Annotated in this window: 9 protein-coding genes; 1 reads left to right on the top strand and 8 read right to left on the bottom strand. The window is 73.3% G+C overall.

Annotation, left to right across the window (positions count from 1 at the left end; all coding sequences use genetic code 11):
* Positions 1-14 precede the first annotated feature (14 nt).
* The 8 genes from ACLQ2R_RS07555 to ACLQ2R_RS07520 all read right to left on the bottom strand — a co-directional run bounded on the left by ACLQ2R_RS07555 (position 15) and on the right by ACLQ2R_RS07520 (position 13628).
* The gene (locus ACLQ2R_RS07555) at positions 15-2879 is read right to left on the bottom strand and encodes a sensor histidine kinase (RefSeq protein WP_425958607.1); all 2865 of its coding nucleotides are present in this window, start codon (positions 2877-2879) and stop codon (positions 15-17) included.
* A 222-nt stretch (positions 2880-3101) separates the two neighbouring features.
* Positions 3102-4925 carry a prenyltransferase/squalene oxidase repeat-containing protein gene (locus ACLQ2R_RS07550; protein ID WP_425958606.1) on the bottom strand — a complete coding sequence of 608 codons (1824 nt, stop codon included), beginning with the start codon at positions 4923-4925 and terminating at the stop codon, positions 3102-3104.
* A gap of 29 nt (positions 4926-4954) precedes the next feature.
* A complete protein-coding gene (locus ACLQ2R_RS07545) occupies positions 4955-5893 on the bottom strand; it encodes a terpene synthase family protein (RefSeq protein WP_425958605.1) in 939 nt (312 codons plus the stop codon).
* Entirely contained in the window at positions 5890-7266 is a 1377-nt protein-coding gene (locus ACLQ2R_RS07540; protein ID WP_425958604.1) for a cytochrome P450, read from the bottom strand. Before ACLQ2R_RS07540 ends, ACLQ2R_RS07545 begins: the two co-directional genes overlap by 4 nt.
* 594 nt (positions 7267-7860) lie before the next feature.
* On the bottom strand, positions 7861-8841 hold the full coding sequence (gene meaB, locus ACLQ2R_RS07535) for a methylmalonyl Co-A mutase-associated GTPase MeaB (RefSeq protein WP_425958603.1): 981 nt from the start codon (positions 8839-8841) through the stop codon (positions 7861-7863).
* The gene (gene scpA / locus ACLQ2R_RS07530; RefSeq protein ID WP_425958602.1) at positions 8825-10993 is read right to left on the bottom strand and encodes a methylmalonyl-CoA mutase; all 2169 of its coding nucleotides are present in this window, start codon (positions 10991-10993) and stop codon (positions 8825-8827) included. Before scpA ends, meaB begins: the two co-directional genes overlap by 17 nt.
* A complete protein-coding gene (locus tag ACLQ2R_RS07525) occupies positions 10990-12777 on the bottom strand; it encodes a methylmalonyl-CoA mutase family protein (protein ID WP_425958601.1) in 1788 nt (595 codons plus the stop codon). Before ACLQ2R_RS07525 ends, scpA begins: the two co-directional genes overlap by 4 nt.
* An 80-nt stretch (positions 12778-12857) precedes the next feature.
* Positions 12858-13628 carry a peptidoglycan recognition protein family protein gene (locus ACLQ2R_RS07520; protein ID WP_425958600.1) on the bottom strand — a complete coding sequence of 257 codons (771 nt, stop codon included), beginning with the start codon at positions 13626-13628 and terminating at the stop codon, positions 12858-12860.
* A 241-nt stretch (positions 13629-13869) separates the two neighbouring features.
* Here ACLQ2R_RS07520 and ACLQ2R_RS07515 point away from each other — a divergent pair, with 241 nt between their 5' ends.
* Positions 13870-14985: a DUF5925 domain-containing protein gene (locus ACLQ2R_RS07515; protein WP_425958599.1), complete on the top strand. Its 1116-nt coding sequence runs from the start codon at positions 13870-13872 to the stop codon at positions 14983-14985.
* The last annotated feature ends 108 nt before the right edge of the window (positions 14986-15093 follow it).

Genomic DNA, 15093 nt, shown 5'->3' with positions numbered 1-15093 from the left:
ATGGTCGGTTCGAGTCACACGGCGGGCTCCCCCTCGCCGGCGTCGTCCGCGCCCCGGCCGTAGGGCCGGCCGCCGTCACCGGTGTCCCGGCCGTGCGGCCGGCCGGCGTCGCCGTTGTAGCGGCCGTACGACCGGCCGGGGTCGTCCGCGCCGGCCGCGCCGGCCGGGTCGTTCGGGTCGTTCTGGTCGTTCTGGTCGTTCGGGTCGTTCTGGTCGTTCTGGTCGTTCTGGTCGCTGCCGTGCAGCCGGTCCGCGTCGTCGCGTCCGCGCCGGGTGCCCGCCTGGAAGGAGGACATGGCCGCGCGGATCTCCTCCGGGGAGCGCGCGTCGGTGCCGGTCTCCTCGGCCGGCGGCGGCGCGGCGGGCTCGCCGTCCAGCAGCGGGGCCGCCAGGTGGGTCTGCGGGACGCGCCTCGGCAGGCCCCCGGGGGTGTGGCTGCTGTCGGGCGGGGGCAGCACGGGCGGCAGCAGCGTACCCGCGGCCCCCGCGGCCCCCGCGGCCTCGGAGGCCTCAGAGACTCCCGGCCCCTCGGTCACCGGCTCGTCGGGCACCCCGGTGCCGGCGTCCTCGGCGGCCCGCCGCCGGCGGCGGGCCGGCGCGGCGGGCGCGGCGTAGTCGGGCAGGCGGTCCCACGCCCCCGAGGGGGCGGCCGGATCGGCGAACCGACCGGTGGCGGCGCCCCCGGGGACGTCCGCGGAGGGGTCCCTGACGGCGTCCATCGCGGCGTTCATGGCGGCGTTCATGGCGGTGTCCGTCGCGCGGTCCCCGCCGCGCGCCGTCGTCGCGTCGGCGGAGTGCCGTCCCTGGGGCAGCCTGCCCGCGAGACCGGCGGTGAGATCCGGGTCGGCGGCCAGGCCGGGCATCCCGGCCGGCCCGGACGTGCCGGGCGCGGTGCCGTTCATCTCCCCGGTGCTCGCGGTGCGCGCCTGGGGCACCCCGACCGGGACGGCCGGCCCGGTCACGGACCCGGTCACGGGGGCGGGGTCCTGGGTGATCAGCTCCTGCGGGACGAGGACCACGACGGTCGTGCCGCCGTACGGCGAGGCCTTGAACGTCACCCGGATGTCGTGCCGTTCGGCCAGGCGGCTGACGACGTACAGACCCAGGCGGGCGTTGCCGGAGAGTTTGAGCTCGGGGGGGTTGGCGATCCGCTCGTTGGCGGCGACGATGTCCTCGGGGCTCATGCCCAGGCCCCGGTCCTCGATCTCCAGCGCGTAGCCGTGGGCCACCGGCTGGCCGGTGACCTGGACCGTGGTGTAGGGCGGGGAGAAGGAGGCGGCGTTCTCGACGAGCTCGGCGACCAGGTGGATGACGTCGCTCACCGCGCGGCCGTCCAGGGAGACCTCGCCCAGCGGCATCACGTCGATCCTGGTGTAGTCCTCGATCTCGGCGAGCGAGCCGCGGACCACGTCGATCATCGGGACCGCGTCGCGCCACGCCCGGCCGGGCGCCGCGCCGGAGAGCACCAGGAGGTTCTCGGCGTAGCGTCGCATGCGGGTCGCCAGGTGGTCGAGCCGGAACAGGTCGCGCAGTTCCTGCGGGTCGTTCTCACGCCGTTCCATGACGTCGAGCACGCTGAGCTGGCGGTGCACGAGCGACTGGGTGCGGCGGGCGAGGTTGCGCAGGATGTCGGCGATGTCGCGGCGGAGCTGGGCCTGCTCCACGGCGACCTTGACGGCGGTCTGCTGCACCGCGTTGAACGCCTGGCCGACCTGCCCGATCTGGTCGTCGCCGAACTTCAGGGGTGGCGCCTCCGCGGCCACGTCCACCGTCTCCCCGTGGCCGATCCGCTCGACCACCGAGGGCAGCCGCTCGTTGGCGAGCTCCCAGGCGGCGGCCCGCAGCTTCTCCAGCTGCTGGACCAGGGCTCGGGCCGTGGTGATGGCCAGGACGACCGAGGCGACGACGGCCACCAGGCCCAGGCCTCCGGCCAGGGCCAGCCGCACGATGACGCCGGTGGCGACCGGCATGGAGCGCTCGACGATACTGTCGCCGGAGAGCAGGATCGTCTGCTGCAGCTTGACCAGGACGGGCTGGGTGACGGAGGCCCACTGCTGGGCGTCCACGGGCTCGGACATGTTCATCGGCGTCCTCGCCTGGATGAGCTGATCCTCCATGATCCGCATGCGGAGGTACGCCGGGTCCTCGGCCAGCCTCAGGTAGGGGACGCGATCGGCCTCCGGCAGTTCGTCGACCTTCTCCCGGAACAGGAAGCGCTGCACGCCGACGATCTGCGTGAACATGGAGCGCTCGGCGTCCGTGAGGCGGCCCGCCGCCAGGGCGCCCGCGGCCATGGCGTCCTCCTGGGAGAGCGTCTCCAGGGCGCGGCTCAGCTCGATGAGCGTGCGGACGTCGGCGGCGATCTCCTTGTCGTCCAGCGTCGCCATGGAGTCGTAGATGTGGTAGATGGACGAGATGACCTCGGTCAGCGAGGTGGCCGCCCGGGTACGGTCGGTCCGTGCCGCGTCGATCGCCTTGCGGTCGGCCGCGAGGCCGTCCAGCTTCCTGTACACCTCGGCGATACGCCGGCCGAGCATGTCGCTTCCGAGTGTTCGCACGCTGCCGCTGCCGGTGAGCCTCCGGAACTCCGTTCCGGCCGCGTCGGTCCGCTTGCGCTGGGCGGTGAGGGCGTCGCGCATCCGGCGGCCCGCCCGCGGGTCTCCCTGCGCGATGAGGGTGAGACGCCGCTCGGTCTGAAGCGCGCCGACGAGCTTCTCGCTCGGCTGGGCGACGTTGGTGTCGAGCGTGGCGACGCCCAGCATGTTCACGCCCTCACGCACCGTGACCCATGCGGTGAACGCCCAGAGCGCGGTCAACGACACCAGCAGCGCCGTCACCTTGGTCCGCAATCGGCCGTTGCGCACGCGCATAGCATCCATCCCGGTGAAAGTGAAATAAATTCGCAGTGCGTTTCACGGCGATCGGTACGCGTGAATCACCTGACGCCATGCCGCAGTCACAACACACATCGGCGGCGTCCCGCGTCACACCCGGTGAACCTTAGCAACGTCGCGAAATACACTCAAGGCAGCATCGAAATCACCTCATAGATGTCCTTTTTTGGACAAGGCCTGTTAATGATTGATTACTCTTTGTTACGGTCAAGAGGTACCAGACCCTCCACGGCCGGAAGGGCGCCGGAAGCCGGAAGGGACCGGGGACACGGGGGACGCCCATGACGCCGGGGACGCTGAGGACGCTGAGGACGCCGGGGACGCCGGGGACGCCGGGGACGCCGGGGACGCCGGGGACACGGCCCTGTCCGAGAGGTGGAGGGCCCCCAGGACCGCCGCCCGCACGATGGCGGCCGGCAGGTAGAGGTCCTTGTCGTGCCAGAGCGGCGGGGCGTCGACGGGCTCACCCCGGTCGGTGATCGAGAGCAGCAGAAAACGGTGGCCTCGCTCCAGGGCGGCGGCGCGCGCGTCGTCGCGGCCCGCCGCGGGGCCCGCGGCCAGCAGCAGGGTCTGCAGCGCGTACGCGGTCTCCTCCGCGGTTCCCTCCCAGCGGCCCCAGGACCCGTCGGGGCGCTGGGTGGCGAGCACCCAGTCCCCCGCGGCGCGCACCGCGGCCGTCGACTCCGGCCCGCCGAAGTCCGCCAGCGCGATCGAGCAGCAGGCCGTCGCGTAGTACGGGGAGGCGTGCCAGCGGTCCAGCCAGCTCCCGTCGGCCTCCTGCCGGTCGCGCAGCCAGGCGGAGATCCTGGTCACGGCCGCGGCGTAGCGGGGGCCGGCCGGGCCCGCGCCACGGCGCAGGTACTCGCCGAAGGCGTCCAGGACATGCGCGTTGACCGTCGGGGACGTCCCGTCCTCTCCCTGCCAGGTGCAGAAGTGGGTGCCCGTGTCGTACGCCCACAGCCCGGCGGGTTCGAGCCGGATTCCCAGCAGGGCCAGCGCGTGGAAGGCGACGGAGGTGGTGTCGGCGTCCGGCGGCAGTCCCGGGCCCGCCGCGGTGCCGCCGGGGCCGAGCGCGCCGCTCAGGCTCGCCGCCAGCGAGGCCGGTACGGTCGTGCGGATCCCGGCGCGCAGCAACCAGCTCAGCACCCACCCGCGCTCGAACACCGTGACCGGGGTGGCGCAGGGCATGGGGCCGCCGGTCCCGCGCGCGACCTCCTCCAGGTAGCGCAGGACGGGATCGCCCGGATCGGCGGCGTCCCGGTCCCCGAGCCAGGCCGCGCTCGCCGCGGGTGAGGCGCCGATCGCGCCGATCGCGCGGCCGCCCCGGCCGTCTCCGGTCAGGGCCGGGGAGAGCGGGGCGGGACCGACGCCCGCGGCTCCGGCGGCGGCCTTCCCGATCACCTCCAGGGCGTGGGCGAGCTTTTGCGGTACGGCGGCGCCCGCGACGAGCCGGGAACGGATCGCGGCCAGTTTCGTCCCGTCCATGCCCTCGGGCGTTTCCAGCTTCTCCTCCGGCGCCAGGTGGGAGTCGATCGCGGAGGCCAGGGCGGGCACGATGAGCTCGATCGCCGGCATGTCCGGCAGGCGGGTCCGTGTCCGCTCGCCCGGCCAGCGCCTCAGCGCCCGCAGCCCGCGGCCGGCCGCCTCCGTCAGAACGCGGAAACCGATTCCGGGAAGCGGGCCGGGAGCGCGGCCGTCACCGTCCGGGGAGCCGCGCCCGGCTCCGGCGGGGGGCCGGTGACCTCTTCGCCGCAGCTCGGCCAGGAGGGCCTCGGTCGCGCTCAGCGTGGGGACCAGGTCGTAGCCGTCCGGGAGGCCCCAGCCACCGTCGGGGCGCTGCGCGTCCAGCAGGAAGCGGACGCGGTGGGCGTGGCCGGAGAGCCACGGCGCCGCGCTCACCACGCGCCCGGTCTCGTAGACCGAGGCGGAGACCTGCCCCCAGGGCTCGGCCAGGAGCCCGGCCACCAGGCCGCGCGCCTCGGCGGCCACGTCGACGCGCGCGGGAGGCCGTTTCCGTCGCGCTCCGGGCATCTGTGTCTCGAGGACGCTCTCGGAGACGCTCACAGGGGCCCCCAGTAGTCGCCGACCCGGTAGAACCCGGCGCAGAAGTCCATCTGCCGCTCCAGGTATCCCGCGATCCGCGGATGCCCGTGGCGCAGGGGCGCGATGAGCCTCCGGCTCGTGGCCGCGAGCGCGGCGACGTGGCGCTCGACCTCGGAACGGCCGGTACCGAGCAGCAGGGCGTTGAGGTCACCCCAGTCCAGGTCGCGTTCGTAGGTGCCCAGGTCGTTGAGCAGGCGGATCACCCGCTGGACCGCCCGGCTCGCCTCGCGGATCGGCGCGATGTCCGCTTCGTCGACCGGTCCCGAGGTATGGATCCAGTGGGAGGTGAACGCGAAGGCGAAGCCCAGGTTGTCGGCGTTGCCGAGGTACTCCTCGAACGAGGGCCGGCCCCCCCGCCCCTTCCAGTGCCACTCCAGCAGCATGGCGTCCAGCATGAGCCTGAGCTCCTCGCGCCAGACCGGGCCGAGCATCGGGAAGGCGGGCGAGGTGGCGAGCTCGTCGCGGATGTCGGCCAGCATGCGCGTCAGGTCGTCCCCGGGTACCGGGGGCGCGCCCTCGGCCGTGGCCAGGCACCGCCGGGTGACGTCCTCGGCCTCGGCGGGCGAGGCGGCGACGTAGTCGACGAGCCAGTCCAGGGCGAAGGCCCACAGGCAGACCTTGTTGGCCATCCGCAGCCGCTCGGCGTCGAACCAGGGGCCGCTGAACGCCATGGCCAGCGACAGCGTGCTGTAGAGGGCCGCGTCGAAGGGCCTGGCGGAGAAGAGGCCGGGATAGGCGGCGGCCCATCCGCGCATGTCCCGCTGGCACTGCCCGGCCACGGCGCAGACCATCCCGCTGCCGACGGCGTCGGGCAGGCCGTCCGGGCCGTCGGCGGCACGGGGATCGGCGAGGTCACGGAGCCCGGGGAGGGCAGGGAGGGCGGGGAGGGCGGTCACCGCACACCGCCCGCGACGCGCCCGGCCCGGGTGATCTCCAGTTCGATGTCCTGCTTGGGCCGCAGCGAGGCGGCCGCGGCCGCGGTGAAGGGCCCCTTCGACCGGACGCCGATCCGGAAGCGGCCGAGGATGGCCCCGAGCAGCAGGGGTGCCTCGACGTAGAACAGGTGCTGGCCCAGGCACTGGTGCGGGCCACCGCCGAAGGGGAAATAGGCGTACTTGTGTCGGCGCGGCCGGTCGCCGGGGGCGAAGCGCTCGGGGTCGAACTCCAGCGGCCGCTCCCAGAACTCCTCCAGGCGGTGCGTGGCGTAAGGACTGATCAGCACCTGGGAGCCCGCCTTGATCCGCACGCCGCCGATCTCGCCGTCCCGCATCGCCATCCGGGGGAAGATCCAGCCCGCCGGGTAGAGGCGGAGGAGTTCCTGCAGGACCATGCGGGTGTAGCGCAGTTCGGGGACGTGCCCGGCGGCCACCGGGCCGGAACCCACCACGCCGTCGATCTCCTCCTGCAGCCGGGCCGCGATCTCGGGGTGCGCGTCGAGCAGCGGCCACAGCCAGGTCAGGGTCATGGCGGTGGACTCCGAGGCCGCCCCGTAGACGCTGACCAGGTCGTCGCGGATCTGCCGGTTGCCGGCCTCGTCGTCGTCGCGCAGGTCACAGAGGGCGGAGATGACGTCGGGACCGCCGGAGGAGTCGGCCCGCGCCTTCCTGATCAGCGGGAACACCACCTCGTCGATCGTCTCGACGGCCTTCATGAAGGCCCGGTCGCCGGGTACCCGGATGGAGTAGGGCATGAACGGCATGACAAGGCGGAAGGTGATCGAACCGGCCGCGGTGTCGTAGGCGGGCGCGAGACGCTCGCCGTCGGCGCGGCTGATCCTGCCCCCGAACAACGCCCCCACGATGGCGGCGTTCACGATGCGGGCCATCTGCTCGGCGGCGTTGACGAGACGCCCCGAGCCGGCGTACTCGTCGAGCTCGTCCATCCGCTCGTTGATGATCTCCGCCATCCGCTCGGCCAGCGAGGCGACACGGCGCGTGGTGAAGAGGGGCTGGAGTGCCCTCCTGCTGGACTCCCAGGGCTCGCCCTCCCCGAGGATGCTGGCGCCGAGGACGCGTCGCAGGGGCCGCCAGAACATGCCCTCGCGCTGGTAGCTCGTCCAGTCGGACTTCAGCACCTGCTGGACGTGGTCCGGACGTGTCACCAGGTAGGGGCGGAAAGGACCGAGCCCCAGCCGGACGAGCTCACCGTCCACCTGCCCGCCGATGTCCGCCAGGGTGTTGGCGGGGTCGCGGGCGAAATTCGGCAGAACCCGGTGAACAGGGATCGTCCGGGCGCGGCGGAGCGGCGGAGCGCTCACGTCGATCGGCATCGGTGTGTTCTCCCACCTGGCGCCGCGTCAGGGAACGCAGCGTGACGGCCGCCCGCAGCGGATCGCACGGGCGGTGTGACGCGGACCGGGAACAGCCGTCGCGTCATAGCGTGTCGACGTACGAGAAAAGGCCAGAACCGGTCAGTCCGGTCAGCCCTCGCGTGCCTTCCCGTGCCTTCTCGTACGATGCAGATCTAAAGTTCTTTTATTGCACTTTCATTCTGTTAGGGCGGATTATCACATGATCAACCCGGAGCGATCAACCCATACCTGGAAATAGATGCCTGTAACGGGATGAAACACGCTATTAACAAGGCTTTCGTCGGCCGTTGACTTGACAGGGATTGACAGGGCGTGTCACGATTACGGACCGTATACGCCCGTCCGTCACCGTCCGTGCTGCCCGCTCCCCCGCGGGGACGAGACACGCGGCCGTCAGGACGACCGTCCGGGCACGTGGCCGGGGGATTCCGCCGTCCCGGCGAACCGGGATTTCCGGCGGTCAGACCGCGTGAGGACGTCGCCCCGGGTGAAGGCGCCCGGCGCGTGGGGCCCGCGCGTGGGACGGGCGCCCGACGCCGCGAGGGTGGCGGCTCAGCGCGTGAAGGCGTCCAGGACGCGGTCGGCCGCCGCCGACGGCGTCAGCAGGCCCTCGCGGACCTCGTCCTCCACCCCGGCGACGACCTCCGCGACCCCGGGGTGCTCGCGGAGCCGGGCCAGCAGCCGGTCGGTGATCAGCGCCCAGGTCCAGCGGACCTGCTGCAGGCGGCGCCGCTCGGCGAGCTCCCCGGAGACCTCCAGGGCGTCGCGGTGGGCGGTGATGTGCTCCCAGAGCTCGTCCAGCCCCGCGCCGGTCAGCCCGCTGCAGGTGAGCACCGGGGGCGTCCGGTCCGCGCCCAGCAGGCGCAGCGCCCCGGCGAGCTCCCTCGCGGCCCGGCGCGCGTCCAGCTCGTGCGGGCTGCCCTCGGCGCCGTCGGCCTTGTTGATGGCGATCACGTCGGCGAGCTCCAGCACGCCCTTCTTGATGCCCTGGAGCTGGTCGCCGGTCCTGGCCAGGGTCAGCAGCAGGAAGGTGTCCACCATGTCGGCGACGGCCGTCTCGGACTGGCCCACCCCCACGGTCTCCACCAGCACGACGTCGTAGCCGGCCGCCTCCACCACGACCATCGCCTCGCGGGTCGCCCGGGTGACGCCGCCCAGCGTGCCCGAGGTGGGCGAGGGGCGGATGAACGCCGCCGGGTCCGTCGCCAGGCGGGACATCCGGGTCTTGTCCCCCAGGATGCTCCCGCCGGTGCGCGTCGAGGACGGGTCCACGGCCAGCACCGCCACCCGGTGCCCCATGGCGGTCAGCCGGGTGCCCAGGGCGTCGACGAAGGTGGACTTGCCGACGCCCGGCACGCCGGTGATGCCGACCCTGCGCGCCGCGCCGGCGTGCGGGGTCAGCTCGGCCAGCAGGTGCTGGGCCGCCTGTCTGTGGTCGGCCCGGGTGGACTCCACCAGCGTGATCGCGCGCCCGATCCAGGCCCTCGACCCCCCGGTCACCCCCCGGACGTAGTCGTCATGCGCCCGCGTCATGGCCCAGCCGGGTGAGCAGGTCCGCCAGCAGGCCGCGGGCGGCGTCGGAGATCACGGTGCCGGGCGGGAAGATGGCGCTCGCGCCGGCCGCGCGCAGCGCGTCGAAGTCGTCCGGCGGGATGACCCCGCCGACCACGATCATGACGTCCTCGGCGCCCAGCTCCGCCAGCGCCTCGCGCAGCGCGGGCACCAGCGTGAGGTGCCCGGCGGCCAGCGAGTTCACCCCCACCACGTGCACGTCCGCCTCGACGGCCTGGCGGGCGACCTCCTCGGGCGTCTGGAACAGCGGGCCGACGTCCACGTCGAAGCCGAGGTCGGCGAAGGCGGTGGCGATCACCTTCTGGCCCCGGTCGTGGCCGTCCTGTCCCATCTTGGCCACCAGGATCCGGGGACGGCGCCCCTCCAGGCGCTCGAACCCGGCGCACGCGGCCCGGACCTCGTCCACGCCGGACCCCACCTCCTCGCGGTACACCCCGGTGATCGTACGGATCTGCGCCGCGTGCCGGCCGAAGACCCTCTCCAGCGCGTCGGAGATCTCCCCGACCGTGGCCATCGCGCGGGCCGCCTCGATGGAGAGCGCCAGCAGGTTCCCGTCGCCCTCGGCCCCCTTGCTCAGGGCCGCCAGTGCCTGCTCCACCCGTACGGGGTCGCGCTCGGCGCGCAGGCGGCGCAGCTTGTCCAGCTGCTCGGCGCGCACCGCGCTGTTGTCGACCTTGAGCACCTCGACCGGCTCGTCGACGTCGGGCCGGTACCTGTTGACGCCGATGACCGGCTGGCGCCCGGAGTCGATGCGCGCCTGGGTGCGGGCGGCGGCCTCCTCGATGCGGAGCTTGGGCAGCCCGGCGTCGATCGCCCTGGCCATGCCCCCGGCGGCCTCGACCTCCTCGATGTGCGCCCAGGCCCGCTCGGCGAGCTCGTGGGTGAGCCGCTCGACGTAGTAGGAGCCGCCCCAGGGGTCGATGACCCGGCAGGTGCCCGACTCCTGCTGCAGCAGCAGCTGGGTGTTGCGCGCGATCCGGGCGGAGAACTCGCCGGGCAGGGCCAGCGCCTCGTCCAGGGCGTTGGTGTGCAGCGACTGGGTGTGGCCCTGGGTGGCGGCCATCGCCTCCACGCAGGTGCGCACCACGTTGTTGTAGACGTCCTGGGCGGTCAGCGACCAGCCGGAGGTCTGGCTGTGCGTCCGCAGCGACAGCGACCTGGGGTTCTTCGCGCCGAAGCCTGAGACGATCCGCGCCCACAGCAGCCGGGCCGCCCGGAGCTTGGCGACCTCCATGAAGAAGTTCATGCCGATGCACCAGAAGAACGACAGCCTCGGCGCGAACCGGTCGACGTCCAGGCCGGTCTCGACGCCGGCGCGCAGGTACTCCATGCCGTCGGCGAGGGTGTAGGCGAGCTCCAGGTCGCAGGTGGCCCCGGCCTCCTGGATGTGGTAGCCGGAGATGGAGATCGAGTTGAACTTCGGCATCCGCTCGCTGGTGTACGCGAAGATGTCGGAGATGATCCGCATCGACGGCGCCGGCGGGTAGATGTAGGTGTTGCGGACCATGAACTCCTTGAGGATGTCGTTCTGGATGGTCCCGGCGAGCTGCTCGGGCGCCACCCCCTGCTCCTCGGCGGCCACGACGTAGAGCGCCAGCACCGGCAGCACCGCGCCGTTCATGGTCATCGACACGCTCATCCTGTCGAGGGGGATGCCGTCGAAGAGCTGCCGCATGTCGTAGATGGAGTCGATGGCCACGCCCGCCATGCCGACGTCGCCGGTCACCCGGGGATGGTCGGAGTCGTAGCCCCGGTGGGTGGCCAGGTCGAAGGCGACCGACAGGCCCTTCTGCCCGGCGGCCAGGTTGCGCCGGTAGAAGGCGTTGGACTCGACCGCGGTGGAGAACCCGGCGTACTGCCGCACCGTCCAGGGCTGGTTGACGTACATCGTCGGGTACGGCCCGCGCAGGTACGGCGCGGCGCCGGGGTAGGTGTGCGGGAAGTCCAGGCCGTCGAGGTCGGCGGCGGTGTAGAGCGATCTGACGCCGATGCCCTCGGGCGTCTCCCACACCCCGTCCGGGCCCGGATCCCGGGCCGCGTCCGGGGCCGGGGCGCCGGTGTCGTCGGCGGCCGGTCGCGGGCCGAGCTCGATCTCGGAGAAGTCGGGAATCACCGGGTCACCCCCAGGTCGTCGAATGTCGTCCGGAGCACGCCGAGCGCGTCGCATCCGGCGTACAGCCGGGAGTCCACGCCCTCGAACTCCCCCTTGCCCGCGATCCAGATCCGCGTCGCGCCCGCCTTCCTCAGCGCGGCGGCCACGGCCTCGGCGTGCTCGGCGTACAGCCGGTCGCTGGAGCACAGGCACGCCACCGGGGTGTCCGCGGCGGCGAAGGCCGCGGCGATCTCCTCCGGGTCCGCCGACGCGCCGCCGGGCACGGTGGCGATGCCGCCCGCCCGGAACAGGTTGGCCGCGAACGACGCCCGCGCGGTGTGCGCGGCCACCGGGCCGACGGTCGCGAGGAAGACCTTCGGCCGCGCCGGTCGCGCGTCGGCCAGGTCGCGCAACGCCTCGAACTCCCCGGCGTAGTGCACCCCGGCGCCCCCCGCGGCCTCCCTCGCGGGCTCCCGGGCGGGCCGGGGCCTCCTGAGCACGGGCCGCTCGTCGAGGTCGGGGAACTCACTGACGCCGGTGATCGGGTCGCGGCGCCTGGCGATGGCGGCCGAGCGCCGCTCCCAGGTGGCGGACAGGCGCCCGGCGACCAGGCCCGAGGCGAGGGCGCCGGCCATCCCCCCGGCGCGCTCGATCTCCTGGAACCACCCCCAGGCCGCGTCCGCCAGGTCCTCCGTCAGCCGCTCGACGTAGAAGGAGCCCCCGGCGGGGTCGATCACCCGGGCCACGCCCGCCTCCTCCACCAGCAGCGCCTGGGTGTTGCGCGCGATCCTGCGGGAGAAGGCGTCGGGCAGGCCGAGCCGGGTGTCGAAGGGCTGCACGGTGACCGCGTCGGCGCCACCGGTCCCGGCCGCGAAGCAGGCGAGCGTGGTGCGAAGCATGTTCACCCACGGGTCGCGGGCGGTCATCATGGCCGAGCCGGTCACCGCGTGCTGCCGCTGCGGCTCCCCGGGGACGCCGCACACCTCGGCGACGCGCGCCCAGAGCCTGCGGGCGGCACGGAGCTTGGCGATGGTGAGGAACTGGTCGGCGGTGGCCGCGTAGCGGAACTCCAGCTGGTCGAACGCCTCGCGCGCCTCCAGGCCCGCGCCGGTCAGGACGCGCAGCGCGGCGACCCCGGCCGCGAGGGAGCAGCCCAGCTCCTCGGCGTCGCCGCCGCCCGCCTCGTGGTAGGGCGTGGCGTCCACGACCACCGCCCGCAGGCCCGGGTGGCCGTCCACGCAGCGGCGGGCCAGCTCGGCCGCGGTACGGGCGTCGGCCAGCGCGTCGGCGCCCAGGGTGCCGGTCAGGACGGCGCCCCCGCCGCCCGTGCCGGCCCCGCCGCTCCGGGCGGCCGTGGCGAACAGCGCCTCGGCCGCCTCGCGGGTCCGCCCGCCCGCGTCCAGCGCGACCGAGATCAGGTCCAGGTGGACACCCTTCAGGGCGGCGGGCAGGTCCTCGGGCTCCAGGGCGAGCCACAGCGAGGTGACGCCGCTCTCCAGGTCGGTGAGGATCGCCTCGGAGTCGGGCGTCTCGTGGCGCTGGCGCACCTCCCAGCCGCCCTCGGCGCGGGCACCCCGGATGTAGGGGGCCCGCCCGGGCAGGCCGGGATCTCCCGGCAGGTCGGACGCGTCGTAGAGCGGCGCGATCGTCACGCCGTCGTGGGTGGTGAAGGCCAGGGCCTCCTCCGGGGAGCCGGTCTCGACTCCGGACTTGCGCAGCACCCCGAGCGCCAGTTCCCGCCACCGTTCACGGGTGACCGATGGGAACTCGCCGGCCGATCGAGGGTCCTCAGGCGGCACCGTCATGCACCGGATACTAAGCGCAGCCGGACGGGGAGCGCTCGCCGGGTTCGTGCCCGGCGCCGATCCCCGTGGCGGGACGCGGTTCAGTCGACCGGCACCTCCCAGGAGGCGTTCCACGTCACCCGGTCGACCGCGCCGGTGACGGGCAGGTCCTTCTCCTTCTGGAACCTGCGGCACACGTCCTCGGAGGCCGGGCCGTACAGGCCGTCGACGTCGAGGTCCCAGCCCCGCTCCAGCATCCGCCCCTGCCAGGTGCGGACGTCCTCGCCCCGCATGACCGGCGGCTGGGTGAGCGTACGCCCGGGGAAGGAGGGGTGCGGCCCGGGCGGGCCGCCGGGGCCCGCGCCGGGGCGGGGGGCGCCCTTCCTGACCCACGTGTACAGGGGCTCGCCGGGGCAGCTCGTGGAGTAGCCGTCGCGGTGGCCCTTGATCTCCCGGCCCGCGCCGCCCTTGTCCCTGAGGTACTCGATGGCGTCGAGGATGCCGTGCAGCATGCCGTCGTTGGGCGTGGTGAGGCCCGAGGACCCCACCAGGCCGAGGACCGCGTAGTGGTCGCTGTTGAGCCCTGCGCCGTTGGCCGCCGGCACGCGGTTCAGGCCGCGTCCCTCGAAGACCTTCCGGTGCGGGCAGACCAGCAGGGAGTATCCCACGTCGATCCAGCCGTTGCCGTCCATGTGGTGGTTCTGGATGGATTTCACCATCGCGACGCACCTGGCGTGGTCGTCGACGATGTCCGGGCTGACCTGACCCCCCGTGTAGTGGACCTTCACCCCCCTGGTGGAGGTGAGCCTGCTGTAGGAGCCGCGGGGGGAGCGGGCACCCCATTCGCGGCGGGTGACGAGATCGATGGCCAAGGAACGTCTCCACTGTCTGAGATATGTCGGCCCACCGGAGCGTAACGGCTGACACGTGACCATATGGGGCAGGTCGATCAACCGGTGTTCATCGGATCGTGACGTGAGGGCACTCCGGGGACATCGGAAAACTTCGAGCAGCGAAACGCCCCTCCCCTGACCGTGACCGACCGGTCCAAACCACCGGGCGAGGACCGAAAACCCGTCGACCGGTGGACGTTGCGCGAGGATCATTGCCGCCATGTCCGTACTCAGGGAGGCCCACTTCACGCCGGAACCAGACCCGGCGGAGGTACCGATGAAGATCTGGCTCGACGACAGCGACTCGGCCGCGGACGTGATCGACGCGCTGGCGCTGTCGCCGTTCGCCACCGGGGTCCAGCCGTGGTCGTGCAGCGCGAGCCTGGAGCGGGTCCGCGCCGACGCCTCCCTCGCCCCCGCCTCGGGAACGCTGGTGCGGGCCGCCTCGAACAAGGACGGCCCCGAGTCGCGCCTGCTGCGCGGCGAGGGGTGGACGCTGCGCGTGGTCCGCTACCGCAACCGCGCCGCCACGGTCAGTGTGACCGCCGTCGACGAGGAACTGGCCCGCACGGTGCTCGACGAGGTCACCAGGGACGCCGAGGAGCCCGCCCCGCAGAGCGATCACGTCGACATGGGCTTCTGGTGGCAGGGCCCGCACGGTGGCCGCCGCGCGGGCAGGCCGATCACCGCCTCCCCCTGGGCGGAGGTCTCCGGCAACTACGCCGCCTCGGTGGGCGGGCCGCTCTCGCGGCTGATGTCCGTCACCCCCTCCGAGGTGCACGGCCGGCTGGTGCTGCTGCACGGCCCGCCGGGGACCGGCAAGACGACGCTGCTGCGCACGATCGCGCACGAGTGGCGGTCCTGGTGCCAGGTCGACTGCGTGCTGGACCCGGAGGCGCTGTTCCAGTCCCCCGGCTACCTGATGGAGGTGGCGGTCGGCATGGACGGCGGCGAGGAGGGGGAGGGCGACCGCTGGCGGCTCCTGGTGCTGGAGGACTGCGACGAGCTGATCAGGTCCGGTGCCAAGGAGGCCGTCGGGCAGGGCCTGTCGCGCCTTCTCAACCTGACCGACGGGCTCCTCGGGCAGGGCCGCGACGTCCTGGTGGCCATCACCACCAACGAGGACCTGGCCCACCTGCACCCCGCCGTCACCCGGCCGGGCCGCTGTCTCTCCCGGATCGAGGTCGGCCGCCTGCCGTACGAGGAGGCGGCCCGCTGGCTCGGCACCACCGAGGGGCTCCCCCGCTCCGGCGCCACCCTCGCCGAGCTCTTCGCGCTCCGCGACGGCGTGCTCGACCGCAGGACCGTCCCGGAGAGCACCGGGCTCTACCTGTGAGGCCCCCGTCACCGGAGTGATGAAGGTGACGCCGCCGGTGTCCGTGACCCGTGTGACACCTGTGAAGCGTGCGACGTCCGTGACAGGTGTGACCGATGTGACGTCCGT

Origin of the sequence: Streptosporangium sp. DT93, assembly GCF_049844535.1 — a bacterium.
Taxonomy (GTDB): Bacteria; Actinomycetota; Actinomycetes; order Streptosporangiales; family Streptosporangiaceae; genus Streptosporangium.
The sequence above is the reverse complement of the archived record's forward strand: the minus strand, read 5'-3'. Positions and strand labels throughout refer to the sequence as shown.